The organism is Sphingomonas sp. OV641, from assembly GCF_900109205.1.
In the GTDB taxonomy this organism is placed as follows: Bacteria; Pseudomonadota; Alphaproteobacteria; order Sphingomonadales; family Sphingomonadaceae; genus Sphingomonas.
In genome coordinates this window covers 232,731-257,332 of record NZ_FNZB01000003.1, presented here as the reverse complement: position 1 = coordinate 257,332, position 24,602 = coordinate 232,731, and the positions used below count along the sequence as shown (strand labels likewise).

The following is a 24,602-nucleotide window of genomic DNA, read 5'->3' as shown; positions in this document are numbered from 1 at the left end:
GCAGTCCGGATCCCGCGCTCCTGATCAGTCGGGTTCGATCGCGTCGACCGGCCGCAGGTTGCGCTGGTTGGCTGCTACCGCCTCGACCTGCTCCATCACACGCAGGACATTGCCCTGCGCCAGCTTGGCCAAGTCGCCATCGCTCCATCCGCGCCGCGCCAGCTCTGCGAACAGCCGCGGATAGCCATCGACGCCGCCCATGTCCTCCGGCGCGGTACCGCCAATGCCGTCATAGTCGCCGCCGATACCCACGGCGCCCTTACCCGCGATCCGGGCGATATGCTCGACGTGATCCGCCACCGTGGCTGCCGTCACGCGCGGCATTGGGTGCGCTGCGTCCCAGGCGATCAGCGGCGCGGGTGCCTTGGCGCCGTAGACGTCGGTCGCCAGCCCCTGCGCCTTGCCGAACGCAGTACGCGCCTGATCCCACGCGCGCCATTCGGTCGACAGGAAGGCCGGGTAGACGTTCACCATCACCACCCCGCCCGCTGCGCCGATCCGCCGCAGCAGATCGTCCGGAATGTTGCGCGGCACATTCGCGATCGCCCGCGCGGAGGAATGGGAGGCGATCACCGGCGCCTTCGACAGGTCAAGCACCGCAGCCATGGTCGTATCCGCCACGTGGCTGACATCGATGATCATGCCGATGCGGTTCATCTCGGCGACCACGTCGCGGCCGAAAGCGCTCAGCCCGTTGGCGCGCGGTGCATCGGTGGAGGAGTCTGCCCAATCGATGCTCTTGCCATGCGTCAGCGTCATGTAACCGACGCCCAGCTCCTTCATCTGGCGCAGCACGGACAATCGGCCATCGATCTGATGCCCGCCCTCGATCCCGATCATTGACGCGATCTTGCCCGCCTGTTGCGCCCTCCGCACATCGGCGGCGGTCTTCACCAGCGTGAAACTGCCCGGATTGGCCGCCACGACCCGGCGGACGACGTCGATCTGCTCAAGCGTCATTTCCACGGCGCGCGGACCCGTCACGGCGGCGGGGATCCAGACGGACCAGAATTGCCCACCCACGCCGCCTTGCCGAAGCCGTGGGATATCCGTCTGCAGGGGATAGGGAAGCGCCGCCGTATCCCGCGTCAGATCGACGTCCTCCACCTTTCCGTCGTGCCGCTCGCGGATCTCCCAGGCGAGGTCATTGTGTCCGTCGATCACCGGCGTCCGCTCCAGCAGTCGCGTGATGCGCGCAGGAACGACGGGTGCAGGCGCAGCGGCAGCCTGGGCGGCAAGCAGGACGGCGAACAATGACATGGCAGCTCCGGGAGGCACGGCGCGCCGAGGAACTTACCGGCAAACCGCGGGTTGTGATCCAAGCTCGCGTGAAACCGAGCAACATGAACGTCTTGCAAACCCGTTGCGGGCGCAAGCGTCAACCGAGCCCCGTCGTTTGTCGCGCCGGGGCCGAATTGTTTTGGGGAGGCAAAAAGAGCGATACGGATTGGGTATATCGCGCGCGAAGTGCAGTCTATCGCTGCTCGCAAGCATCGGATCTTGAAGAGTTAATCCAGTTGATTTGATGACTTCTGCCCGGCGCCTATGCATCGGGACGGGAGATGGAGTGATTTCGGTGAACGACGATAAGGAATATTACTATAAGCGCGCCGAGTCCGAGCTTGAAATGGCCCAGCGTACCGAGGTGCCCGAAGCGGTGAAGGCGCATTACACCTTGGCCGGTTATTACCTCGACAAGGTGTACAATGACGAGGCGAACGCCACTTCCCCGTCAATCACGTGACCGCCGCCGCCCTCGCTTCGTCATCGCCGCCCGGCCTTTCCGCCGCATCTGCCGTCAGATCATCTCTCGCGCGCATATGCCGCTGATTGATTCGCCCGCGTTCTGACGGGCCGCGCACGGCGCCGCTGGCCGGCAATCCGCGGTACGGCACTGCGCGGCGCGATCAGCCGTCCTTGCGACCTTCGAGCAGCCATGGTCGCGGACGGCCGGTTGGTTTGGACTTGCCGTTCAGCCGTATCGCCCGCTTGACGTACACCGGCTTCAGCAACAGCGTCCCGTTCATCGCGCCGCCGGTCGGCTGCGCCAGAATGCGCTTCACCACGGCCTGCCCTGCAACCACCCTGCCAAAAGCGGCATAGCCGGGATTGTCGGGCTTCCAGTCCATCCACGGCATCGGCCCGACCGCGATGAACCAATTGCCATTGGCTGAGCCCGGCGGTCCGCGGCGCGCCATGGAGATCGTCATATCGAGATGCTTGATCCCGGTCTTCTTCGTCGATTCGTGCGGGATCATGTCAAGGAAGCGCCGCGCGTCCGTGCGGATGCCGGATTGAACAAACCCGAATTGCGGCGCCTGCTTCTGGCGGGCGACCCGGTAAAAGCTAATCCCGTCAAAACGACCGTCGTCGACATATTTCATGAAATTGGCCGTGGTGGCGGGCGCCCGCTTCGCATCCAGCGCCAGCACGATCACGCCAAGCGCGGTCTCCAGACGAACGCGAACATAGCCGGGTGTCGGTCGATCCGCGCGCTGGGCCTGGACGGGGAGGGCTGCAAGCAGGGCGGCAATCAAGAAGAGCAAAGGCATCGCACGGCAAATTACCCTGCTCGTCAGCGCCGCGCCACTCCCTGAAAGGGCCCTGCCAAGCCGGCGGCGCGCAACGTCGCCTGAAGGCGCTTGTTATGCGCCAGATATGAGAAGAGGTTGCCGAACGATCCTGCAGGACCGTCCGACAACCCCTAAACATGGTCAGCGGCCGGAGAGCTCCAGCCCGGGAGACCATGCGGGCCTCTGAAATCTACAGGGTTCGGCGTTGACTGGAGGAGGATACCTCCCGCCGAACCACTACATCTTCAGAAGCGCGTCCCCCGAACGAACTGAACCGACCCCATTGCTGAACCATGAGACATCGGATCACCTCCTTTCGCTGGTTGATAACGAGCGTGGCCTGACCGGCCACGAGAGCAATGTGCGTGTAGTGCGATCGCGAAACAAGCCTTGTTTTATGACCGGTTTTGAACGATTCTCTTCCGCCTTGCCGCCGATCAGGCGCGGCAATCCTCGATCACCCTTCCGATCTCGGCATAAGCGGGCACCACGAGGGTTGGGGCGCCCGGCTGTTCGATCACGAACCGTCCGCGGCTGAACGCCATGGCATCAAGCAAGGGATCCCGCGCCGGCAGGCTCGCCTCGACCTCGGCTGCCTGCCCGGCGCTCTGCCGCACGGGCACCGCGCGAGTGGTGCTGGTCGTTCGCACGGTCAGCGGTTGCCGCGATTGGCCGGAGCGTGACAGCAGCATGGCGCGTGAGGCGGTGTCGCAGCGGAGGGTCAGCCGCGCCCCACCGCCGTCCGCGCCGAACGTCGCCCTGCTTCCGCGCCCGTCCCGACCATAGCGCCATGTGCCCGGCGTCAGCGGCCAATCGCGCCAGTCTCCCGCAAGCGGGGCCGGCGTCGGCGCCGGGGCTGGTGCCGGGCGCGGCGGCGGAGGTGGCGGAGCGGGAGCAGCGGCGGGCGGCACGCACCCCCCGACGGTCAGGGCCAGCAGGGCAGGCGCAAGCAGGGCGGCGGGGGAAAGCGAATGGCGCATCGGGCAAGTTCTAGCCCCTCTGTGCCGCACGGCTCAACCGGAACCAGCGCACGGCAAGAGCGGTTCAGCGTGGCAGGGAGACAGAGATGACCAGCAACGAAACCCAGACCACCTTGGCGCTGATCGAAGCCGCCTTGTCGGCTACTGTCAGGCTCGAAAGCCGCGACGGCGACAAGATCGGCACGGTTCACGCCTTCCTCGTGCACAAGGTCAGTGGCCGGGCGACGCACGCGGTGCTCAGCCTCGGCGGCTTCCTGGGAATGGGCAAAAGTTATTACCCGCTGCCCTTCTCGCTCCTGCAGTTCGATTCAGTTCGCGACCTTTATGTCGTGACGATCGATCGCCGCATGCTGGAAGGGGGTCCGAGCTGGGCCAACAATGCGCCCCACTTCGATCAGGCCTATGCCGATCGCGTGGCTAGTTACTACGGCGTCGGCGGCGAGGATCTGACGCTGCGATAGAGCGTCCGCATCGCCGGGAGAGTGCATACGGCCTCCCCGGCCGCTTGTTGGCGATGCGGAACCGGTAAGCGGTGCTTACCGCCGCTTCCCCATCCGCATCTGCTGCTGTTTCCCGAAGCGCGTCTTTCGCGTGCCCGGCTTGCCCTCGTTGCTGCGGCCCATCAGCGGCGCCTTCTGCTCGTGCACGGGCAAGCCAAGCTCCTCTTGCTCCAGATTGCGGATCTCGTCGCGCAGGCGGCCGGCTTCCTCGAATTCGAGATCGGACGCGGCCTTGCGCATCTTCTTCTCCAACTCCTCGATATACGCGCGCAGATTGTGGCCGACCATGTGCGGGCGCTCGTCATCGATCGGCACGGTGACCTGATCCTGCGAGGAGACATGCGCAATGATGTCGCCGATGTTCTTGCGCACCGTCATCGGCGTGATGCCGTGCTCGCGGTTATATTCCTCCTGCTTCTCGCGGCGGCGCGCGGTCTCGTTCATCGCCCGCTCCATCGAGCCGGTGATGCGATCGGCGTAGAGGATCACCCGCCCGTCCACGTTGCGCGCGGCGCGGCCGATCGTCTGGATCAGCGACGTCTCGGAGCGCAGGAAGCCCTCCTTGTCCGCGTCCATGATGCACACCAGCCCGCATTCGGGGATATCCAGCCCCTCGCGCAGCAGGTTGATGCCGATCAGCACGTCGTACACGCCTAGCCGCAGGTCGCGGATCAGCTCGATGCGCTCCAGCGTCTCAACGTCGGAGTGCATGTAGCGGACCTTCACGCCCGCCTCGTGCATATATTCGGTCAGATCCTCCGCCATCCGCTTGGTCAGCGTGGTGACGAGCGTGCGATAACCAAGCTCAGCGGTCTTGCGGCACTCGACAATGCAATCCTGCACCTGTTCCTCGACCGGCTTGATCTCGACGGGCGGGTCGATGAGGCCAGTGGGGCGGATCACCTGTTCGGAGAAGACGCCGCCGGTCTGCTCCATCTCCCAGCCGCCCGGCGTCGCCGAGACGCTGACGGTCTGCGGGCGCATCGCATCCCATTCGTTGAAGCGCAGCGGGCGATTGTCGATGCAGCTCGGCAGGCGGAAGCCATATTCGGCCAGCGTGATCTTCCGCCGATGGTCGCCGCGCGCCATCGCGCCAATCTGCGGCACCGTCTGGTGGCTCTCGTCGACGAACAGCAAAGCGTTCTCGGGCAGATACTCGAACAAGGTGGGCGGCGGTTCGCCCGGCAGGCGGCCGGTGAGGAAGCGGCTGTAATTCTCGATGCCGTTGCAGCTGCCCGTCGCCGCGATCATCTCCAGGTCGAAATTGGTACGCTGCTCCAGCCGCTGATGCTCCAGCAGCTTGCCCTCCGCCTCCAGCTCCTTGAGCCGTTCGGTCAGCTCGTGGCGGATCGCCTCGGTCGCCTGCTTCATCGTCGGCCCGGGCGTGACATAGTGCGAGTTGGCGTAGATGCGCACCGAGTTCATGCTCGCCGCCTTCTTGCCGGTCAGCGGATCGAACTCGACGATCTCCTCGATATCGTCGCCGAAGAAGCTGATCCGCCACGCCGCATCCTCGAGGTGGGACGGGAAGATCTCCAGATTGTCCCCCTTCACCCGGAAATTGCCGCGCGCGAACGCCGCGTCGTTGCGCTTGTATTGCAGCGCCACGAGCTTGCGGACGATCTCGCGCTGGTCGACGCTCTGGCCTTTCTTCAGGTCGAAGATCATCGCCGAGTACGTCTCGACCGATCCGATGCCGTAGAGGCACGACACCGAGGCGACGATCAGCACGTCGTCGCGCTCCAGCAGCGAGCGGGTGGCCGAGTGGCGCATCCGGTCGATCGCCTCGTTCACCGAGCTTTCCTTTTCGATGTACGTGTCCGACCGGGGGACGTACGCCTCGGGCTGATAATAGTCATAATAGCTGACAAAATATTCTACGGCATTCTCGGGAAAGAATGACTTGAACTCGCCGTAGAGCTGCGCCGCGAGGATCTTGTTTGGCGCCAGGATCAACGCCGGGCGCTGCATTTCCTCGATCACTTTGGCCATGGTGAAGGTCTTGCCCGAGCCCGTGACGCCGAGCAGCACCTGATCTTTCTCGCCCGCTTTCGCCGCCGCGACAAGCTCCGCAATAGCGGTCGGCTGATCGCCGGCCGGTTGATAGTCGGACACCAGCTTGAACGGCCGCCCACCCTCTACTTTCTCAGGGCGCTGCGGGCGGTGGGGAACAAAGTTCTCGCCCGTCTCGGGCTCAGCAAGCGTGGTGCGGATCTGGATCGCCATGCCTCCGATATGGGGCGCGCCGGTGCCCGGCGGAAGGGCGTTGACCTATCCTGGCTTTCACCGCTATTGCGAGGCATTCGCACAGGAGAAGCTCCATGTACCGCTTCCTCGACCGCGCCTTGTGGGAGATTGACGAGCCGTATCGATTCGTCGTCGCGTCGATGCGGCTGTGGGTGCAGCGAAGCCGGGCCGGTCAGTGCCCGTGCGTTGCACTCGCGCCCGGCTTCACCTACCTGCACGTCGAAGGCGCGCTGCGGGACTTTGCCGTCGCGATGGGCACGCTGGATCGCCATGCGCTCACCACGCTACGCTTCGGGCAGCGCGGTGGGCTGGCTGTGCTTGAGGACGAGGCTCGCGTGTTGGCTTTGTTCGAGGTTGCACTGTCCGGCGCGCCCGATCGGGTGCGGCGCATAGCGGCGACATTGGTAACCGAAGAGGCGGTCGCGGGTTTGACGACTGCCGTTGAATGGGTGGCGCTGCATCTTGCGCAGAACGTCATCGAGGAGCGAGATCGTTGACCGTGCTTGCAGAACCGAAGTTGATCCCTGACCACAAGGCCTTTCTGACGGTCAACGTGAAATGGGTGCGCCACTGGAATGAACATCTGTTCAGTTTCGCGGTGGATCGTCCCGCCGCGCTGCGCTTCCGCTCGGGCGAGTTCATCATGATCGGTCTGCCGGGCGAGAATGACGATCCCAAGCCGGTGATGCGCGCTTATTCGATCGCCAGTCCCTCCTATTCCGACGAGCTCGAATTCCTGTCGATCAAGGTGCAGGACGGCCCATTGACCGGCCGTCTGCAGGCGATTCAGCCCGGCGACCAGCTTTACATGGGCAAGAAGCCGACCGGCACGCTGGTGTGCGACGCGTTGCTTGGCGGTGAGCGGCTGTGGCTGCTGTCCACCGGCACCGGCCTCGCGCCGTTCCTCAGCCTGGCGCGCGATCCGGAAGTGTATGAACGCTTCAACCAAGTGATTGTCGTCCACGGCACCCGCCGTGTCGACGACCTCGCCTTCCGCGAGGAGCTGACCGCCCGCCTCGCCGACGATCCGCTGGTCGGCGAACATGCGCAGGAGCAGCTTCACTATATCCCGACCGTGACGCGCGAGGATTTCGAGCGCAAGGGCCGCATCACCGATCTGATCGCCGACGGCCGCCTGTTCGCCGCCCCCGTCACCGGCCCGGCCAAGTTCGATCCGGAAACCGACCGCGTGATGCTCTGCGGCTCCACCGCGATGATCCGCGAGACGGCCGGTCTGCTGGAAGCCGCCGGCCTGGTCGAAGGCTCCAACGCCAACCCCGGCCAGTTCGTGATTGAGCGCGCCTTCGTCGACTGATCCTGACCACTCCGGCGAAGCCCGGGGCCCAGTTGGGAAGGCGAAGCTTACGGCGCACAGCATTCGCCACCATCGCCTCCCCGCCTGGGCCCCGGCCTGCGCCGAGTTGGCTGCATCGCGCATGACCACGCGATCACCCTTCACCCCGGCGTCTCGCCAGCTATGCTGCGCGCAACAAAGGGGGATTCGCATGCGCCGTATCGTTGTTGCCGCACTTCTCGCCGCCGTCGCCACGCCCGTGGCGGCGGCGCCTGACTATCAGGCGCAGATCCAGACCGATTGGGACCGCGATCTCGGGAAATTGTGGGATCAGTTCCACCGCAATCCCGAACTGTCGTTTCGTGAGGTGAAGACCGCCGCCGCCATCGCCGCGGAGCTGCGCAAGATCCCCGGCATGCAGGTGACGGAGAAGGTCGGCCAGACCGGCATCGTTGGCGTGCTGAAGAATGGCGCTGGCCCCACCGTGCTGATCCGCGCCGATATGGATGGCCTGCCGGTCCAGGAAAAGTCCGGCCTGCCGAATGCCTCCACGGTGCGTCAGGTCGGCGTGGATGGAGTGGAAGCGCCGGTGATGCACGCCTGCGGGCACGACACCCACATTGTCGGCCTGATTGCCACGGCACGGCGGCTGGCGGCGATGAAGGACCGGTGGCAGGGCACGATCGTCTTCATCGGGCAACCTGCGGAGGAGCGGATCGGCGGCGCAAAGGCGATGATCGCCGACGGTCTCTTCACGCGCTTTCCCAAGCCCGATTACGCGCTTGCCTATCACGTCGATGCCAGCATGGAGGCCGGCAAGGTCGCGGCGAGCGAAACCATCCAATATTCCTCATCCGATTCGATCGACATCGTGGTGCCGGGCGTCGGTGCGCATGGTGCCAGCCCGAACACCGGCAAGGATCCCGTCTACATGGGCTCGCAGATCGTGATCGCGCTGCAGGGCCTGATTAGCCGCGAGCGCGCGCCGCTGCTACCCGGCGTTATCACCGTCGGCTCGTTTCATTCCGGGCTGAAGCACAACATCATCACCGACGAGGCGAAGCTTCAGGTCACTGTGCGCGCCAATGATGAAGGCACGCGGGCGCAGCTCGTCAACGGGATCAAGCGCGTGGCCGAAGGCGTCGGCGTGATGAACGGCATGCCAAAGGACAAGATGCCCAAGGTGACGGTGATCGAAGGCACGCCGACGACGATCAACAATACGCCGCTCGCCCGACGGCTGAACGCCGTGATGGTGAATACGCTTGGCACGGCGAACGTCGTGCCGTTTGAACAGATGGGCATGGGCGCCGAGGATTTCGCCTATTTCGTACAGCCAGACACGGGCGTGAAAGGCTATTACTTCGCCGTCGGCGGCACGCCCAAGGCGGCGCTTGATGCCGCGCGTAACGGCGGCCCTGCAGTTGCCTCGCATCACTCGCCGCTATTCAAGATCACGCCGGAACCGGTGGTCGTCACTGGCGCGACCGCGATGACCGCGGCGGCGCTGGAGCTGCTAAAGCCGGGTGCCGCGGAATGAAGCGGCGGGTGATACTGGCCGCGCTGGCGCTCGCCGGCTGCGACGTCGGCCCCGATCCGGTGGAGGTCGAACGCGTGCGTGCCGGGACGGAAACCGTGCGGCAACAGCTGAAGCTTCCCGAAACCGCCCAGTTCAAGGGCGTGGCGGCGCATGGGGAAGCAGTCTGCGGCGAAGTGAACGCCAGTGTCGGCATGGGGCGGACCGGCTATGAACGCTTCATCGTCAAAGGCGGCAAGGTAACCCTCGCCTCGCAGCTCGATACTGATGCCGCGATGGACGCGCAGTGGCAGGCCAATTGCGGCGACTGACGCCGCCTTTCCTGCCCGCGCGATCCTGGGCCGTCTCGTTCACGTCATCCGGAGCGCGGCTCTGGCGGGGGTGATGAGGCGGCAGCACCGACCGCTTCACCAACCGCCTTCATTCATTGCGGGACCACAGTTGGCCCGCCCTCCGCGAGACGCTTCGATTGCGCCACAACCGCCGCCATCCCGGCCGAGGCCGGGATGGCGGAGTGAGTTTCAGACTTCGGCCGCCAGCGCCTTCAAGTCGGCGATCGGCCGCGCGCCAAAGTGGCTGATGACTTCGGCGGCGCAGACCGCGCCCAGGCGAAGCGAGCGCTCCAGTCCCCAGCCCTGCGCCTGCCCGTGCAGGAAGCCAGCGGCGAACAGATCGCCCGCCCCCGTGGTATCGACCACCTTGTCGACCGGCGCTGCGGGCACGGTGACTCGCTCGTCACCGGCGATCGCGCAGGCGCCCTGCTCGCTCATGGTCACCACCAGCAGCGGCACCTTGGCCTTTACCGCGGCGATCGCCGCTTCCGTATCGGCCGCTTCCGTCAGCGACACGATCTCCGCTTCGTTGGCGAAGAGCACGTCGATCAGGCCGGCATCGATCAGTTGGTGGAAGGCGTCGCGATGCCGGTCGATCACGAATTCCGCAGAAAGCGTGAAAGCCACCTTGCGGCCGGCAGCGCGCGCCACCTCGATCGCGGCGCGCATTGCCGCGCGGGGCTCTTCGGGATCCCAGAGATACCCTTCGAGGTACAGATATTTTGCTCCCGCGATCAGGTCCCGGTCCAGCGCCTCGGCCGGCAGATAGTGCGACGCGCCAAGGAAGGTGTTCATCGTGCGCTGGCCGTCCGGCGTCACGAAAATCAGGCAGCGACCCGTGGTCGGACTGCCAGCGCGCGCCTCCGTGTCGAAACGGATGCCCGCGGCGCGGATGTCATGCGCGAAAACGGTGCCGAGCTGGTCGTCCGCCACCTGGCCGATAAAGGCGCACTTGCTGCCAAGCGCTGCCATGCCGGCAATCGTGTTCGCCGCCGAGCCGCCGGACACTTCCTGCCCCGGACCCATCTTCGCATAAAGCGCGTCGGCTTCCTCCGGCGAGAAGACCAGCGCCATGGCGCCCTTGGTCATGCCGTTGTCGGCGACGAAGTCGTCGGTGGCGGGGGAAAGGATGTCGACAATGGCATTGCCGATGGCGACGACGTCATAGCTGGGCTGGGTCAAACGAAAAGGCTCCGATCCCGGACAGGGTGAGGGTTGCGCGCGGCCGTAATTGCCACGCCCGCCTTGCGCAACTGCGCGCACGCGCGCATTCCGCCGCGCGATGTTTACTGCGTTTGTCCTCAGCATCGCACAACTCGGGGATCGCGCGGTTCTGGGCGTGCTGGCGAAAAGCCTGGCCGTGACGTTCGCGCTTTTCGTGCTTCTTGGTGCGGGCGTGTGGTGGGGCGTGAATGCGCTGCTCGCCACCTGGACCTATCACGGTGCCCTTGCGTCTGCGGCATCGCTGGTTGTCACGATACTGGCGCTGTGGCTGCTGTTCCGGGCTGTCGCGGTCGCCGTCGTCGGCCTGTTTGCGGATACGATCGTCGTCGCGGTGGAGCGCGAACACTATCCCGCCGCCCTTTCCACCGCGCGGGATGTTCCGTTCGGCCGGTCCTTGCGCATGGCACTTGCGTCGGCGGGACGCTTCATCGCCGTCAACCTGATGCTCGCGCCTTTGTACCTGGTGCTTTTGGCAACGGGCATCGGCACCGCCGCCCTGTTCCTGGCCGCCAATGCCTGGCTGCTTGGTCGCGATCTGGGCGACATGGTGTCGGCGCGACATCTTCCGCCAGAAGCCATGCGCGACTGGCGTCAGGCAACGGCGGCGCGCCGATTTCTCCTTGGCCTTGCGGTCACCATCCTCTTCCTGGCGCCCTTTGCCAACATCCTGGCGCCGGTGATCGGTGCCGCATTGGCCACGCACGTTTACCACCGGAGCCGTTCATGATTCGCCTTGCCGCCCCGTTCTCGATCATTCTCCTGTCAGGCTGCGCCACGGCGGTCGGCTCCGCACCGGAGCGCGCCGCGCCCGTCCCGATCCCCTATAGCGGCGTCGGGCTGGAGCGCGTGATTGGTCAGAATGCGAACGGACTGGTGCGGCTGTTCGGGGAGCCGGACGCCGACGTGCGCGAAGGCAATGCGCGCAAGCTGCAGTTCCAGAGCCAGATCTGCGTGCTCGACACTTATCTGTACACCAAGGGAACTGCCGAGCCGCGCGTCACTTATGTTGATGCGCGCCAGCCCGATGGCCGGGCGATCGATCGTGCGAGCTGCGTGTCCGCGCTGACCCGGCGTGAAGGCGGAAAGTAACGCGCCAGCGCCGGCGCCACCAAGTATTTCGTCAGCTTCTATGGCCACGATCCGATGAGGCATAAGTCATCGCCTCGGCCGTACCCGTCGCCGGCTTCAGCTCGAACCAATTCTGGTGCTCGATTGCGATCAGGAACAACAACAAGGCACATCCAAACGCCAGCAAGAACACGGACGCCCAGATCGGTTCTTCAGTGGACCCTTCAGACTTCTTTGGCTCTTGGCTCATCTACATGGCTCCTCTGATTGAGGGTAAGCATATATGGAGCGGATTATGTCCTGGCGTATGCGGAATGTAAGCAATCTTTGCTGCGTTGCAGCAGTGTGACAGCAGTGTGAACGAAGGCCGGATCCTGCCCGGCCATGCTCCGCAAAACACTTGTGTTGTGCGCCAGCGAGCCAGTAGCAGGTGACGAAAGGCCGCGGCGAAGCGATGTGGTCGCCTTCACTTGCCAGGGGCAGCCGCCCACCGGCGCATCACAGGGCAACGGACGTGGCGAGCAGCGCAGATCCCGTCATTGTCGCCAGCGGTCTGGTGAAACGCTTCGGCGGCAGGCGGGTGGTTGACGGGATAGACCTCATTGTGCCGCATGGCATGATCTATGGCGTGCTCGGCCCGAACGGCGCCGGCAAGACGACCACGCTGCGCATGTTGCTGGGCATCATCGAGCCGGACGCGGGCGAACGCATGCTCCTCGGCTCGCAGCATCCTCGCGGCGCCAGCGACCGCGTCGGCTACCTGCCGGAAGAGCGCGGGCTGTATCCTGCGATGAAGGCACGCGAGGCGATCGCCTTCATGGGCGCACTTCGCGGCTTGCCATGGAAGGAAGGGCGCGCCCGCGCCGACACGTTGCTCACTCAAGCCGGGCTCGGCCATGCCGCCGACGACAAGATCCGTAAGCTGTCGAAGGGGATGGCACAGCTCGTCCAGCTCCTCGGCTCAGTGGTCCATCGGCCTGATCTCCTGGTGCTGGACGAGCCGTTCTCCGGCCTGGACCCGGTCAATCAGGAACGGCTCGAAGCGCTCATCCTGGCGGAGCGGGATCGTGGTGCGACCGTGCTCTTTTCCACCCATGTCATGGCCCATGCTCAGCGCCTGTGCGATCGGCTGGCGATCATTGCGGGCGGCAAGCGCCGCTTTGAGGGCACGGTTGCGGAGGCGCGCGGCACCTTGCCGCAGCAGGTTCATTACGTGCCGCACTTTCCGCAACCCGGCTTGCGCGATCACCTCCCGCCCGACGCCCGCGAAGAAGGCGGCGGATGGCGCTTCGAATTGCCGCGTGATGGGATCGAGGCGCTGCTGAAACGATTGATCGACGCGGGCTTCGGCATTTCGGGCCTGTCGATCGAGCGCCCCGGCTTGCACGAGGCATTCGTCCGCATCGTCGGCCAGGCAGCGCTGGAGCGCACGGCATGAGCACCAGCGCTGGCAATCTGCGGCGACGCCTTCGCCAGACATTCACCATCGCGCGGCGGGACTTCACCGCCACGGTGTTCACCCCCATTTTTCTTCTTTTCCTGTTTGCGCCGGTGATCATGGGTTCGTTCGGCGCGATCGGCGGGCTTGGCGCCGCATCCGTGTCGGCCGGCTCGGCGGAGCGTGAGCGGCTCGTCGCCATCGCCCCGCCCCGCGAGGCCGAGGCGCTGATCGCCGCCGACCGGCAGCTTCGCGCGTTGTTCCCCGGCGAGATTCAGCCGCCCGCGCTGGAGGTGCGAGCGCCGCACGGAGACCCGGCCGGGCAGGCGCGCGCCGCATTGAACACGTCCGACGTGGACGTGGTGGCGGTGATGGTCGGCCCATTGCAGGCTCCGCACATCCTTTTCGGCCAGAGCCGGAGGGACGCCCGCTACCTTGCCGCTTTGTCCGATCAAGCGATGCGCATCACCGCGGCGGGGCCGCTGCCGCCCGGCCGTCCACTCTTCACGCGCACGGCGCGGGAGGCGCCCAGCCTGGGCGGCCGCAACACGGCCGCCTTCGCGGCGGTCTTCGGCATCTTCTTCCTGACCCTCTTCCTGTCCGGTCAGGTGGTCGGCACCATGGCGGAAGAACGGAACAACAAGGTGATCGAGGTGCTTGCCGCGGCGGTGCCGCTGGAAAGCGTTTTCCTTGGCAAGCTGCTCGGCATGTTCGGCGTAGCCGTGCTGTTCGTCGGCTTCTGGGGATTGGTGGTCAGCCAGATCGGCCTTTTCCTGCCCGCCAACAGCGGGCTGGCCGGCCTGGCGCCAGCGGTCGGATTCGGCCCCTTCGCGCTGCTCTTCGCCTGTTATTTCACGACCGCTTACCTGCTGCTGGGCTCGGTCTTCCTCGGCGTCGGTGCGCAAGCATCCACCATGCGTGAAATCCAGATGCTCTCGCTTCCTATCACGATCCTCCAGGTGGCGATGTTTGGCCTCGCCTCTGCCGCCGCATCGAACCCGGGCAGCACGTTGGCGCTGGTCGCCGAGATCTTTCCGCTTTCGTCTCCGTTCGCCATGGCCGGCCGGGCTGCGAATTCGTCGGTGCTTTGGCCGCATCTCGCTGCGCTGGCATGGCAGATATTGTGGGTGGCGATCTTCATTGCCGTAGGCGCTCGCCTCTTCCGCCGCGGCGTCCTCCAGTCGGGCAGCCCGGCCGGGGCCTGGAAGAAGCTGTTCGGGCGCATAGGCAAGGCGGGCCGCGCACTGCCGTATTGACAAGATTGTCAGTGAAGTTCTTCCTTGTCCCATAAGACTCGGGAGAGAGATGATGGCGACCCTTGCCAGGGATGTGTCCGAAGCGGTTGACCCCTTTGATGTCAGCAGGCCCGAACTCTATCGGGATGACACATGGCGAGAGCCGTTCGCCCGGCTGCGGGCCGAGGCGCCTGTTCACTATGTGCCGGATTCCGAATTCGGCCCCTATTGGTCGGTCTCGTCGTACAAGCCGATCGTCGAAGTGGAATCGCTGCCCGATCTTTACTCCTCCGAGGCGGGCGGGATCACGATCGCCAATTTCGACGTGGATGATCCCAATGCCGTGCGGATGCCGATGTTCATCGCGCGTGATCGCCCGGTGCACACCGCGCAGCGGCGCACGGTCGCGCCCGCGTTCACGCCATCGGAAATGACGCGTCTGTCGTCCGACATCCGCCGCCGGACGGAGGAGGTGCTCGACACGCTTCCCTGGGGGGAGCAGTTCGACTGGGTCGATACCGTTTCAATCGAATTGACCACGCAGATGCTGGCCATCCTGTTCGACTTCCCGTGGGAGGATCGTCGCAAGCTCACCTTCTGGTCCGACTGGGCCGGCGATATCGAGATCATCAAGAACGAGGATCTGCGTCAGCAGCGCCTGATGCACATGTATGAATGCGGATCCTATTTCCGCCGGCTTTGGAATGAAAAGCTGGACAAGCCTCTGCAGCCCGACCTGATCAGCATGATGATCCACTCCGATGCCATGCGGGAGATGGACGACAATGAGTTCCTCGGGAACCTCATCCTGCTGATCGTCGGCGGCAACGATACGACCCGTAACACCATGTCCGGGCTGGCCTATGGTCTGGACAAATATCCCGATCAGCGCGCGAAGCTGGAGGCGGATACATCGCTCATCCCGAACGCGGTCAGCGAAATCATCCGCTGGCAGACGCCGCTCGCCCATATGCGCCGCACCGCGACGCAGGATACCGAGTTGATGGGTCAGCAGATCAGGGCCGGTGACAAGCTGGCCATGTGGTACATTTCCGGCAATCGCGACGAGAGCGTGTTCGGCGACGATGCGGATAAGCTGATTGTCGACCGGCCCAACGCCCGCCGCCACCTCGCCTTCGGCCACGGTATCCATCGCTGCGTCGGCGCCCGCTTGGCCGAACTTCAGATCGGCATATTGCTGGAAGAAATGGCGAAGCGCCGGATGCGGGTGAACGTGGTCGGCGCGCCCGAACGAGTGTCGGCCTGCTTCGTCCATGGTTATCGCAAGCTGCCGGTGGAGCTCAGCCGCTACTGAACGGTGCGCCGAACACGTCTTGCCACGTGAAATGCGACGCTCCTATGCTCCGTGGCGGAGGGCGGAATGGCGGACGGAATCGAGGCGAGCGCCGATATTGTCACGGGCGGGCTGTTCGGCCGCGCGGCCGAGAAGGGCGCGGGTGAGACTCATGCCGCGCACGATCATCCCACCGCTTGCCTCAATTGCGGCACGCAACTGATCGGCTCGCATTGTCATGCCTGCGGCCAGGCCGGCCATGTGCATGGCACGGCCGGCGCGATCCTGCACGATATTGGCCACGCGGTATTCCATTTCGAGGGCAAGGCCTGGCGCACCTTCCCCATGCTGGTGACGCGCCCCGGCGACCTCACGCGCCGCTACATCGATGGCGAGCGCGCCCGCTTCGTTTCGCCGCTCGCCATCTTCCTGTTCACCGTCTTTCTGATGTTCGCGATCGTCGCAAACCTGCCCGGCTGGGGCTTCGGCGATGGGGATTTCCTCAAGTCGGGCATCACCGGCGGCATGGCCGAAGCGCGCGCGAAGTTGACCGAGGAACGGGTTCGCGCCGATGCGCAGGTGGCCAATTACACCCGCGAACTGGCGGAAGAACGCCGCGATCCGGACCCAGACGCCAAACGCATCACACGGCTGGAGAAGCGACTAACGGTCGCGAGCAAGGCGCGATCCGATCTCGCGGAGGCCGAACGGATGCTGCCCGTGCCCTCTACCTTCGACGTGGCCGGCGCGCCGTCCGCGAGCAGCACCAACTGGCTCGATGCCAAGTTCCGGCAGGCCAAGGAGAACCCGAAGCTCCTGCTCTACAAGCTCAAGACCTCAGCGTACAAATATAGCTGGGCGCTGATTCCAATCTCGATCCCGTTCCTGTGGCTGCTGTTCCCGTTCAACCGGCGCTTCGGGCTCTACGATCACGCGGTGTTCACCACCTATTCGCTGACCTTCATGTCGCTGCTGACGATCGTTCTGGCGGTGTTGCACGCGCTGGGTCTGCCGATCTTGGTCGTGATCACCGCGGCGCTGATCATCCCGCCGTTCCACATCTATCGCCAGTTGAAGGGCACCTACATGCTCGGGCGCACCAGCGCGCTGATCCGTACCGGGCTGTTGGTCACGCTGATCCACAGCGCCATCATCCCCGCCTTCGCCCTGATCCTCCTGTACCTCGGCCTTGCCTGAGCAAGTCACGGCTCACCTGACCGGCGGCTTGAACGCACGGGACGTGAAAACCGGGCTCAAGAAGGCAAGCCTGAACGGTAGCCGCAGGCTATCGTAGCCATCCGGCGGCACGGGCGACAGCTTGTCCTTCGACATGACAAGCATCACGATCGACGACCAAGGCCTAAGGCTGGACGGCTGGTGAGGGCATCACGCTTCGGGAAACCGCGGCCACCACTAAGCCGACTATGTCGACCCAAGGTCCAGACGGGCCCGTCACAAACAAGAGCGGGACCCCGACTTTACGTCGGGATCCCGCTTTGCAGACCTACCAATGTGTAAGGGGGTTTACGCCCCCGCAGGCGAGGGGTTGCCGAACGGGCCCTGCGGACGCCGCGTCTTCGGGATCGACGTGCCCACCGTGGGGATCGACACCTTCTTCGGCTGGTCAGTCCGGCCGATACCTTCACCAGCGATCAGCTTCTTAATCTCATCACCCGACAGCGTCTCATATTCAAGCAGCGCCTCGGCGAGCAGGTGAAGCTGGTCGTTATGCTCGGTCAGCACCGTCTTGGCGCGCGCCAAGCCACCCTCGACGATCGTCTTGATCTCATGATCGATCAGCTGCGCCGTCTCGTTCGACATGTGCGTCGGCTGCGACGAGGAATAGCCAAGGAAGCTTTCCCCCTCGGGCTGGGCATAGTCCACCGGACCCACCTTGTCCGACATGCCCCATTTCGTCACCATGTCGCGGGCCAGACCCGTGGCATATTGGATGTCGCCGCTCGCGCCCGATGAGACCTTGTCGTAGCCGAAGATGATCTCTTCCGCGACGCGCCCACCCATCGCCACCGCCAGGTTCGCGTACATCTTGTCGCGGTGATAGCTGTAGCTGTCGCGCTCCGGCAGGCGCATCACCATGCCCAGCGCACGTCCGCGCGGGATGATCGTCGCCTTGTGGATCGGGTCGGACGCCGGCTCGTGCAGCGCGACGATCGCGTGACCAGCCTCATGATAAGCGGTCATCCGCTTCTCGTCCTCGGTCATCACCATGGAGCGCCGCTCGGCGCCCATCATGACCTTGTCCTTCGCCTCTTCAAACTCCGCCATTGCGACAAGCCGCTTGGACTTGCGCGCCGCCATCAGCGCCGCCTCGTTGACGAGATTGGCGAGATCGGCGCCCGAGAAGCCCGGGGTTCCACGCGCAATGGTGCGGCTGTCGACGTCGGGCGCCAGCGGCACCTTCTTCATGTGGACTTCGAGGATCTTCACCCGACCCTCGATGTCCGGCCGCGGCACGACGACCTGGCGGTCGAAGCGGCCCGGACGCAACAACGCGGGGTCAAGCACGTCGGGGCGGTTGGTTGCCGCGATGATGATGATGCCCTCGTTGGCCTCAAAACCGTCCATCTCGACCAGCAGCTGGTTCAGCGTCTGCTCGCGCTCGTCATTGCCGTTGCCAAGGCCCGCGCCGCGATGCCGGCCGACGGCGTCGATCTCGTCGATAAAGACGATGCACGGCGCGCTCTTCTTGGCCTGCTCGAACATGTCGCGCACACGGCTCGCGCCGACGCCGACGAACATCTCCACGAAGTCCGAACCCGAAATGGTGAAGAACGGCACGCCAGCCTCACCTGCGATCGCGCGGGCGAGCAAAGTCTTGCCGGTGCCCGGCGAACCGACCAGCAGCGCGCCCTTCGGGATCTTGCCGCCAAGGCGCGCGAACTTCGACGGGTCCTTTAGGAACTCGACGATTTCCTCCAGCTCCTCGCGCGCTTCGTCAATGCCCGCGACGTCGGCAAAGGTGACCTTGCCTTCCTTTTGCGTCAGCATCTTCGCGCGGCTCTTGCCGAAGCCCATCGCACCGCCCGCGCCGCCGCCCTTCTGCATCTGGCGCACGACGAAAAAGGCAATGCCCAGGAACAACAGGAACGGCAGCGCCTGGACGAGCATATATTGCCAGATCGACGGCCCCTCGTCGCGCTTGCCCGAAATCTCCACGCCGGCCTTGCGCAGGCGATCGGTCAGCTGCGGATCGGAAACCGGATCGGTCCGGAATTTGTCACCACTGGAAAGCGTGCCGGTGATCTGCTCGCGCGAGATCGTCACGTCCTTCACCGTGCCCTCGTCCACCTTGTCGAGGAAGGCGGAATAGGCAATCGAATTGCCTGTTGCGGCGCCAGTGCGGCCGTCGAACATCGTCACGACGATTGCCAGCGACAGGAGAATGCCCACCCAGATCAGGAGGCTCTTCATCCACGGATTGGGGCCATTGCCGCCATTGTCGCCGGACTGCTTGTCGTTGTCGTTCATGCGATACCTTTCAACAGCCACAATGTAGGCTAGCTGACGTTAATCGCAACGGAACGGCCGCCGATTTTCGTCGCTCAGAGTGATCGACGCGACGGCGCAACCTTGAAGTGCCAGCGGCCGCGTCGCGGACTGGCCAGCACGCCCCCGTGCGTCGCCCGTCGCCCGGCCAACAGGGTGTCCAGCAGCGGCTCGATATTCGCCGATTCGTCAAAGGCCGGGGAGACGATGTCATGCGCGGCGCGGACGGTCGCGATCGCGCGTCGCACCATGCGGCGCAGCGGATCGCGTGGCAGGCCGGCGGGATCTAGGGTCACGCTGTCGCCGGTCATCTCCACCCGCTCGCGCCACAGCAGCAGTGCGATTTCCACCAGATCGCGCTCCGCCTCCGCGACGGCCGCCGCCGTCCGCGCCAGCGCCGGTGGATCAAGCCATTCGTTGCCATCCAGCAACTGGCGAAATCGTGTCCGGTCGTGGCGCGGATCGCTGTTCGCCGGATCATTCACGAAAGGCAGCCCGGCCCGCCGCACGATGGCGCGCAACGCCGCCCTGCGCCAGGCAAGCAGCGGGCGCACCACCGGCGCGCCCGCCACCACGGTGGTCGCCCGGATCGACGCGAGACCCGACACGCCCGATCCGCGGGAGGCGCGCATCAAGAACGTCTCCGCCTGATCATCGGCATGATGGGCGGTCGCCACTGCCATGGCGCGGCTTTGCTCGGCCCAGTCGGCGAGCAGGGCGTAGCGCGCGTCACGCGCCCGCGCCTGCAGGCTCGCCCCTGCGATCGGCCCGGCGACCGTCAGCACGGCATGCGGCACGCCAAGCGTCTCGGCTTCCCGCGCTACCATCCGTGCTTCTTCTGCGGCGGCCTCGCGCAGCCCGTGGTCCACGGTGGCGGCGATCACCGCGTCGGGAAACGCCGCGGCTGCCAGCGCCAGCAGTGCCATGCTGTCAGGACCGCCGGAAACCGCAACCGCGATCGGCCGCTCGCGTGACGGCGCCTCGCGGGTCAGCGCGATCAGGTCGCGCCGGAAACGCGCAACATCGGCCGGCTCGGCCACGCCCTTACTTGCACTTGGCGGAGGTGCGCGCCCGCGCGACGTCGTCCTTCATGCCCTGGCCGATCTTGTCGCCATAGACGTCAAGCAACTCGCCATAGACCTTGCAGGCATCGGCCGGCTTGTTCAGCTTCATCAGCGACTGACCAAGATAATACAGGCTGTCGGCGGCCCGCTCACCGTCCGGCATCTTCTTGTAATTGTCGTAGAAAGCGATGGACGCGAGGCTTGGCTTGCCATCGTCGAGGTACGCCCGCCCAAGCAGGTTCTGCGCAAAGCTCGCGCGCCGCGACTTGGGATATGTCGCCACCACCTTCTTCAGCTGCTCGGCCGCCTCCGGGTACAATTTGGCGTCCCACAAACGGTAACCGTAGAGATATTCGTCCTCGTCAGGCTGGCCCGTCGCCGGCCTGACCACGGCCGCAACCTGCGCCGCGCGCCCGCCCGGGGCGGCTGCGGCGGAAGCAGGGGCCGGCCGGGTCGCGACGGCGCGCGGCGGTGGCGGAACCACCGGGCCACCTTCGCCAGCGCCCAGATCACTCCCCACCGCCGGCGTCTCACCGCTGCCCAGGCGCGCGTCGGTCGCCTTTTTGTAGGCGGCGAACTGATCCTCCAGCTGACGCATGCGATATTGCGTCTGCTCGATCTGCCCCGTCATCGACGCGATCTGGGATTCAAGCGACGACACGCGCTGCGTCAGGTCATAAATCGCGCTAGACGCGGGCGCGCCAATCTCTTCCGGCGTTTGGGGGGCGGCGCGCACTTGCGGCTCGACATAAGCTCCCGCGCCGCCTGGAAAGACCTTGCGTTGCACCGCGCGCATCTCGCTTTCCAGCTTGCCGACGCGGCCCTCCAGCCCGGACTGTGCAACAGCAGGCGTCGCCGCCCCGGCGAGAATCACGGCAATGAGGAACCTACGCATTGATCAACAGCCCCCGGATTGGGTTAACAACCATGCTATAGCTGCACCTTCCCGCCTGTCGCCAGCCTGAAGGGCCAGCGATCAGCGCACCGGAGCTGTCGATTCCCCGGCAAACGCAGGCGGAACGGATGACGCAGCCGCAGGCGTGGTGCCGGGCGCGGCAGCGGCAGGAGAAGCAGCGGCAGGCGCGGCCTGGCCGCCAGCCCGCGCGCTCAGCGCGTCGGCGCTCACCCGCACGTCCTTGATCGCACGCCGGCCATCGCCCAGCGGCGGCAGCACCGATCCGTTCAGCGTCACGCGCAGCTTGTCCGGCCGCCCCACGTTGATCATCGGATCGTTCGCATCGGCGGGCACGTCGAACCGCTCACCCGCCTTCATGGTGCCGATGTAAAGCGTCTTGTCCGCTGCGTCATAGACACGCAGCCACACTTCGTCCGTCGCCGTCAACGTCACCTGCGGCGCTGCCTTGGGCGCAGCTGTCGGCTGTGCCGCCGGCACCGCTACCGCCACGGACGGCGCTGCCGGCGCCGGGGTTCCGTCACCGCCGCGGAACAGGCTGCTGCCGAGCCAGAGGACGGCGAGCACCACGATCGCCAGCGCGACGCCGGCGGCCGCGATCACCAGCCCGCGGCTGGGCACACGCGTCGGATCGGCAACCTCATAGGGCTGGTATTTGGGCGTCACGCGCGGCGCGTCATTCGCCTCGGCGCGCACATCCCGCGCCAGCGTCACCTCGTCCTCGCCGACCGCACGCGCATAAGCGCGCACGAACCCGACGGCATAGGTGGGCGACGGCAGGGCGCCGTAATTGGACGCCTCGATCGCCTCCAGATGACGCAGCGGCACGCGGGTGCGAGCGCCGATCTCGGCCAGCGACATGCCGTGTCGCTCGCGCGCGGCGCGCAGCCTCTCGCCAACAGGTTGCGGGAAGAGCGTCGCGTTGTCGCCGCGCTCGGCCTCAGTCATTCGCTTCTCCGCTTCGGGCGAACCGACCCCGTCCGCCCTCGGTGGCACGTCTCCCAGAGCGAGCCATCTGTGTCAATCGAGCCACACCGCTTTTGGTCCGCGACGCCCCTCGCTTTGCCGGGGCGTCGCCGGTCCTCATCCCAGCTCCACCCCATTCGTCTGCGCCCATGTGCCCAGTGCCGCACGCATGTCGCGGGGGGGATCGGCCAGGAGTCGGGACATTTCCGCGCGTACTGCCGCATAGTTCAGCGATTGCACCATGGCCTTGATCGGCCCCACCGCCGCCGGCGTGATCGACAGCCGATCGATACCGATGCCGATCAGCGCCAGCGCCTCGAGCGGCCGTCCGCCCATCTCGCCACAGATCGCCACCGGCACGCCTGCCGCCCGCGACGGCTCCAGCACGCTGGCGATGAAGCGCAGGATGGACGCCGAAAGCCAGTCGTACCGCTCCGCCAGCTTCGGATTGGCGCGGTCGGCGGCGAACAGGAACTGGGTCAGATCATTGGTGCCGATCGACAGGAAATCCACCTGCGGCAGCAACAGGTCCAGCTGATAGGCGAGGCTCGGCACCTCCAGCATGGCGCCATATCGGATCTCGATCGGCATCCGCCGATTGCGCGAGTCCAACCAGGTGCGCTGCTGCTCGAACAGCGCCCGCGCTTCGGCAAACTCCCACGCCTCGCTGACCATCGGGAACATCACGTTCAGCGTGCGCCCCGCCGCGGCATCCAGCAGGGCACGGGCTTGCGCCTTCATCAACCCGTTGCGCTCCAGCGCCAGCCTCAGCGCGCGCCAGCCCATGGCCGGGTTTTCCTCGTCGCCGTCATGCTGCGCCAGGTAGGGCAGCGCCTTATCCCCGCCGATATCCACCGTGCGAAAAATCACCGGCCGGTCGCCGGCGACGTCCAGCACTTCGCGGTACAGCCGCTGCTGGCGCTCGCGCTGCGGCAACGTTGCCGACACGAGGAACTGGAATTCGGTGCGGAACAGGCCGATGCCGTCCGCGCCGGTCACGTCCAGTGCCGCCACGTCATCGCGCAGGCCGGCATTGACCATCACGGTCACACGATGGCCGTCCTTCGTTTCCGGCGCGACATCGCGCAGCCGCGCATAGGCGGCTCGACGCTTCTGCCTCAGCGCCAGCTTGGCCTCGAACGCTTCTTCCATCGAGCTGGACGGGCGCACCACCACCGATCCCTCGCCCACGTCCAGCAGCAGCATGTCGCCCTCGGCGATCTGCCGGCGCACGTCGCGCACCCGGCCCAGCACCGGCACGCCCATGGCGCGCGCCACGATGGTGACATGCGCGGTCAGCGATCCTTCCTCCAGGATCACGCCCTTCAGCCGCCGGCGATCATATTCCAGCAGTTCCGCCGGCCCCAGGTTGCGCGCGATCAGGATCGTGTCCTGCCTCAGGCCAAGCTGCGCCGCCGTGCCCATCTGCCCGGAAACGATGCGCAGCAGCCGGTTGGACAGGTCCTCCAGGTCGTGCATCCGGTCGGCCAGCAGCGGGTCGTCGATCTGCCGCATCCGCTGGCGCGTGCGCTGCTGCACCCGCTCGATCGCCGCTTCCGCGGTCAGCCCGCTGTCGATCGCCTCGTTGATGCGGCGCGCCCAACCCTCGTCATAGGCGAACATCTTGTAGGTCTCGAGCACTTCCTCATGCTCGCCGCCGACGCCGAACTCCGCCTCTCGAGTCATGCGGTCGATCTGCTCGCGCATCTTGTCGAATGCGGCATAGACGCGGTGCCGCTCGGCTTCCGTGTCCTCGGCCACCGTATGTTCGATATGAATGCGTGGCTGGTGGAACACCGCGGCACCTGCCGCCATGCCCTCCACCAGCTTCTGCCCGGTCAGGCGGATGCTGGCGGTGGGCTGCTGCGGTCGATTGCGCGGCCCTGCAGGGTCGATCAGCCCGGCATTGGCGATCAGCTCGCTGAGCACCATCGCCACGGTCTGCAACGCCTCGATCTCGATATCGGCATAACGGCGCGGATCGGCATGCTGCACTGCCAGAACGCCCACCGAACGCTCGCGCCGGATGATCGGCACGCCGGCAAAACTATGGAACCGATCCTCGCCCGTCTCGGGCTTATAGGCGAAATCCGGGTGGCTCGCGGCCTCATCCAGGTTCAGCACTTCGCCATTCTCGGCAATGGTGCCGACTAGCCCCTCGCCCATGGCAAGCTTGGTGACATGAACCGCGTCCGCCGAAAGCCCGCGCGTCGCGAACAGTTCCAGCACGCCTTCCCGCAGCAGGTATATAGAACAGACTTCGCTGTTCAGCGCCTCGCCGATGATCTCGACCACCTGGTTCAGCTTGGCTTGCGCATTGGAGCGGGCCGCCATGACATCGTGAAGGTTGACCAGTATTTCGCGGGCAGAGGCGGCAGCGGACAGCATCAGGTGTCGCTAGCAGGCGAACAGGCTGGGTGCCACGCAACA

Annotated in this window: 23 protein-coding genes; 12 read left to right on the top strand and 11 right to left on the bottom strand. The window is 65.6% G+C overall.

The window, feature by feature from the left end; genetic code table 11:
- Positions 1 to 24: 24 nt before the first annotated feature.
- Positions 25 to 1,260: a dipeptidase gene (locus tag BMX36_RS15170; protein ID WP_093066751.1), complete on the bottom strand. Its 1,236-nt coding sequence runs from the start codon at positions 1,258 to 1,260 to the stop codon at positions 25 to 27.
- A 316-nt stretch (positions 1,261 to 1,576) separates the two neighbouring features.
- Between BMX36_RS15170 and BMX36_RS21750 the strand changes: the two genes are divergently transcribed.
- Positions 1,577 to 1,744, top strand: coding sequence for a hypothetical protein (locus BMX36_RS21750; protein WP_177179169.1), 168 nt, complete (start codon positions 1,577 to 1,579; stop codon positions 1,742 to 1,744).
- Between the two features lie 163 nt (positions 1,745 to 1,907).
- On the opposite strand, the gene BMX36_RS15165 is transcribed toward BMX36_RS21750, so the two are convergent.
- A complete protein-coding gene (locus tag BMX36_RS15165; protein ID WP_093066749.1) occupies positions 1,908 to 2,552 on the bottom strand; it encodes a peptidylprolyl isomerase in 645 nt (214 codons plus the stop codon).
- Between the two features lie 458 nt (positions 2,553 to 3,010).
- Positions 3,011 to 3,553, bottom strand: a complete 543-nt coding sequence (locus BMX36_RS15160) for a hypothetical protein (RefSeq protein WP_093066747.1) — start codon at positions 3,551 to 3,553, stop codon at positions 3,011 to 3,013.
- Positions 3,554 to 3,639: 86 nt separating this feature from the next.
- On the opposite strand from BMX36_RS15160, the gene BMX36_RS15155 reads away from it, so the two are divergent.
- Entirely contained in the window at positions 3,640 to 4,014 is a 375-nt protein-coding gene (locus BMX36_RS15155) for a PRC-barrel domain-containing protein (RefSeq protein WP_093066745.1), read from the top strand.
- A 75-nt stretch (positions 4,015 to 4,089) separates the two neighbouring features.
- Here BMX36_RS15155 and uvrB read toward each other — a convergent pair whose 3' ends face one another.
- On the bottom strand, positions 4,090 to 6,279 hold the full coding sequence (gene uvrB / locus BMX36_RS15150) for an excinuclease ABC subunit UvrB (protein WP_093066743.1): 2,190 nt from the start codon (positions 6,277 to 6,279) through the stop codon (positions 4,090 to 4,092).
- A gap of 95 nt (positions 6,280 to 6,374) precedes the next feature.
- Between uvrB and BMX36_RS15145 the strand changes: the two genes are divergently transcribed.
- The 4 genes from BMX36_RS15145 (at position 6,375) to BMX36_RS15130 (ending at position 9,442) form a co-directional block, all read left to right on the top strand.
- Positions 6,375 to 6,797, top strand: coding sequence for a hypothetical protein (locus tag BMX36_RS15145; RefSeq protein ID WP_093066741.1), 423 nt, complete (start codon positions 6,375 to 6,377; stop codon positions 6,795 to 6,797).
- Entirely contained in the window at positions 6,794 to 7,615 is an 822-nt protein-coding gene (locus BMX36_RS15140; RefSeq protein ID WP_066782107.1) for a ferredoxin--NADP reductase, read from the top strand. Before BMX36_RS15145 ends, BMX36_RS15140 begins: the two co-directional genes overlap by 4 nt.
- 190 nt (positions 7,616 to 7,805) lie before the next feature.
- Positions 7,806 to 9,134 carry a M20 metallopeptidase family protein gene (locus tag BMX36_RS15135; RefSeq protein WP_093066739.1) on the top strand — a complete coding sequence of 443 codons (1,329 nt, stop codon included), beginning with the start codon at positions 7,806 to 7,808 and terminating at the stop codon, positions 9,132 to 9,134.
- Complete coding sequence (locus BMX36_RS15130) at positions 9,131 to 9,442, top strand: hypothetical protein (RefSeq protein ID WP_093066737.1); 312 nt, start codon at positions 9,131 to 9,133, stop codon at positions 9,440 to 9,442. Before BMX36_RS15135 ends, BMX36_RS15130 begins: the two co-directional genes overlap by 4 nt.
- 210 nt (positions 9,443 to 9,652) lie before the next feature.
- Here the strand turns inward: BMX36_RS15130 and BMX36_RS15125 are convergent, their stop codons facing one another.
- Positions 9,653 to 10,645, bottom strand: coding sequence for an adenosine kinase (locus BMX36_RS15125; RefSeq protein WP_093066735.1), 993 nt, complete (start codon positions 10,643 to 10,645; stop codon positions 9,653 to 9,655).
- Positions 10,646 to 10,745: 100 nt separating this feature from the next.
- On the opposite strand from BMX36_RS15125, the gene BMX36_RS15120 reads away from it, so the two are divergent.
- Both BMX36_RS15120 and BMX36_RS15115 read left to right on the top strand, forming a co-directional pair.
- The gene (locus BMX36_RS15120; protein ID WP_093066733.1) at positions 10,746 to 11,414 is read left to right on the top strand and encodes an EI24 domain-containing protein; all 669 of its coding nucleotides are present in this window, start codon (positions 10,746 to 10,748) and stop codon (positions 11,412 to 11,414) included.
- Entirely contained in the window at positions 11,411 to 11,776 is a 366-nt protein-coding gene (locus BMX36_RS15115) for a hypothetical protein (RefSeq protein WP_093066731.1), read from the top strand. Before BMX36_RS15120 ends, BMX36_RS15115 begins: the two co-directional genes overlap by 4 nt.
- Before the next feature lie 31 nt (positions 11,777 to 11,807).
- Here BMX36_RS15115 and BMX36_RS15110 read toward each other — a convergent pair whose 3' ends face one another.
- Positions 11,808 to 12,005, bottom strand: a complete 198-nt coding sequence (locus BMX36_RS15110) for a hypothetical protein (protein WP_093066729.1) — start codon at positions 12,003 to 12,005, stop codon at positions 11,808 to 11,810.
- Between the two features lie 264 nt (positions 12,006 to 12,269).
- Here BMX36_RS15110 and BMX36_RS15105 point away from each other — a divergent pair, with 264 nt between their 5' ends.
- The 4 genes from BMX36_RS15105 to BMX36_RS15090 all read left to right on the top strand — a co-directional run bounded on the left by BMX36_RS15105 (position 12,270) and on the right by BMX36_RS15090 (position 16,919).
- Positions 12,270 to 13,193, top strand: coding sequence for an ABC transporter ATP-binding protein (locus BMX36_RS15105; RefSeq protein ID WP_256210835.1), 924 nt, complete (start codon positions 12,270 to 12,272; stop codon positions 13,191 to 13,193).
- Complete coding sequence (locus BMX36_RS15100) at positions 13,190 to 14,449, top strand: ABC transporter permease (protein ID WP_093066727.1); 1,260 nt, start codon at positions 13,190 to 13,192, stop codon at positions 14,447 to 14,449. The genes BMX36_RS15105 and BMX36_RS15100 overlap by 4 nt, the downstream gene beginning before the upstream one ends.
- Positions 14,450 to 14,501: 52 nt before the next feature.
- Positions 14,502 to 15,743, top strand: a complete 1,242-nt coding sequence (locus BMX36_RS15095) for a cytochrome P450 (protein ID WP_093067009.1) — start codon at positions 14,502 to 14,504, stop codon at positions 15,741 to 15,743.
- Between the two features lie 66 nt (positions 15,744 to 15,809).
- The gene (locus BMX36_RS15090; protein WP_093066725.1) at positions 15,810 to 16,919 is read left to right on the top strand and encodes a DUF3667 domain-containing protein; all 1,110 of its coding nucleotides are present in this window, start codon (positions 15,810 to 15,812) and stop codon (positions 16,917 to 16,919) included.
- A gap of 327 nt (positions 16,920 to 17,246) precedes the next feature.
- Here BMX36_RS15090 and ftsH read toward each other — a convergent pair whose 3' ends face one another.
- The 5 genes from ftsH to ptsP form a co-directional block, all read right to left on the bottom strand.
- Positions 17,247 to 19,211, bottom strand: coding sequence for an ATP-dependent zinc metalloprotease FtsH (ftsH, locus tag BMX36_RS15085; RefSeq protein ID WP_066782115.1), 1,965 nt, complete (start codon positions 19,209 to 19,211; stop codon positions 17,247 to 17,249).
- 74 nt (positions 19,212 to 19,285) lie between these two features.
- Complete coding sequence (tilS, locus tag BMX36_RS15080) at positions 19,286 to 20,269, bottom strand: tRNA lysidine(34) synthetase TilS (protein ID WP_093066723.1); 984 nt, start codon at positions 20,267 to 20,269, stop codon at positions 19,286 to 19,288.
- Between the two features lie 4 nt (positions 20,270 to 20,273).
- Positions 20,274 to 21,188 carry a tetratricopeptide repeat protein gene (locus tag BMX36_RS15075; protein ID WP_093066721.1) on the bottom strand — a complete coding sequence of 305 codons (915 nt, stop codon included), beginning with the start codon at positions 21,186 to 21,188 and terminating at the stop codon, positions 20,274 to 20,276.
- Between the two features lie 81 nt (positions 21,189 to 21,269).
- Positions 21,270 to 22,154, bottom strand: coding sequence for a helix-turn-helix domain-containing protein (locus BMX36_RS15070; RefSeq protein ID WP_093066719.1), 885 nt, complete (start codon positions 22,152 to 22,154; stop codon positions 21,270 to 21,272).
- 135 nt (positions 22,155 to 22,289) lie between these two features.
- Positions 22,290 to 24,560, bottom strand: a complete 2,271-nt coding sequence (gene ptsP / locus BMX36_RS15065; protein ID WP_093066717.1) for a phosphoenolpyruvate--protein phosphotransferase — start codon at positions 24,558 to 24,560, stop codon at positions 22,290 to 22,292.
- Positions 24,561 to 24,602: the final 42 nt, after the last annotated feature.

Bases quoted from the DNA above. Each gene is read 5' to 3' on its own strand.
- BMX36_RS15160 (WP_093066747.1), bottom strand. From the start codon at position 3,553: ATGCGCCATTCGCTTTCCCCCGCCGCCCTGCTTGCGCCTGCCCTGCTG.
- BMX36_RS15090 (WP_093066725.1), top strand. From the start codon at position 15,810: ATGGCGGACGGAATCGAGGCGAGCGCCGATATTGTCACGGGCGGGCTG.
- BMX36_RS15155 (WP_093066745.1), top strand. From the start codon at position 3,640: ATGACCAGCAACGAAACCCAGACCACCTTGGCGCTGATCGAAGCCGCC.
- BMX36_RS15070 (WP_093066719.1), bottom strand. From the start codon at position 22,154: ATGACTGAGGCCGAGCGCGGCGACAACGCGACGCTCTTCCCGCAACCT.
- BMX36_RS15170 (WP_093066751.1), bottom strand. From the start codon at position 1,260: ATGTCATTGTTCGCCGTCCTGCTTGCCGCCCAGGCTGCCGCTGCGCCT.
- BMX36_RS15095 (WP_093067009.1), top strand. From the start codon at position 14,502: ATGGCGACCCTTGCCAGGGATGTGTCCGAAGCGGTTGACCCCTTTGAT.
- BMX36_RS15120 (WP_093066733.1), top strand. From the start codon at position 10,746: ATGTTTACTGCGTTTGTCCTCAGCATCGCACAACTCGGGGATCGCGCG.
- ptsP (WP_093066717.1), bottom strand. From the start codon at position 24,560: ATGCTGTCCGCTGCCGCCTCTGCCCGCGAAATACTGGTCAACCTTCAC.
- BMX36_RS15075 (WP_093066721.1), bottom strand. From the start codon at position 21,188: ATGCGTAGGTTCCTCATTGCCGTGATTCTCGCCGGGGCGGCGACGCCT.
- BMX36_RS15165 (WP_093066749.1), bottom strand. From the start codon at position 2,552: ATGCCTTTGCTCTTCTTGATTGCCGCCCTGCTTGCAGCCCTCCCCGTC.
- BMX36_RS15130 (WP_093066737.1), top strand. From the start codon at position 9,131: ATGAAGCGGCGGGTGATACTGGCCGCGCTGGCGCTCGCCGGCTGCGAC.
- uvrB (WP_093066743.1), bottom strand. From the start codon at position 6,279: ATGGCGATCCAGATCCGCACCACGCTTGCTGAGCCCGAGACGGGCGAG.
- ftsH (WP_066782115.1), bottom strand. From the start codon at position 19,211: ATGAACGACAACGACAAGCAGTCCGGCGACAATGGCGGCAATGGCCCC.
- BMX36_RS15100 (WP_093066727.1), top strand. From the start codon at position 13,190: ATGAGCACCAGCGCTGGCAATCTGCGGCGACGCCTTCGCCAGACATTC.
- BMX36_RS15110 (WP_093066729.1), bottom strand. From the start codon at position 12,005: ATGAGCCAAGAGCCAAAGAAGTCTGAAGGGTCCACTGAAGAACCGATC.
- BMX36_RS15135 (WP_093066739.1), top strand. From the start codon at position 7,806: ATGCGCCGTATCGTTGTTGCCGCACTTCTCGCCGCCGTCGCCACGCCC.
- BMX36_RS15115 (WP_093066731.1), top strand. From the start codon at position 11,411: ATGATTCGCCTTGCCGCCCCGTTCTCGATCATTCTCCTGTCAGGCTGC.
- BMX36_RS15145 (WP_093066741.1), top strand. From the start codon at position 6,375: ATGTACCGCTTCCTCGACCGCGCCTTGTGGGAGATTGACGAGCCGTAT.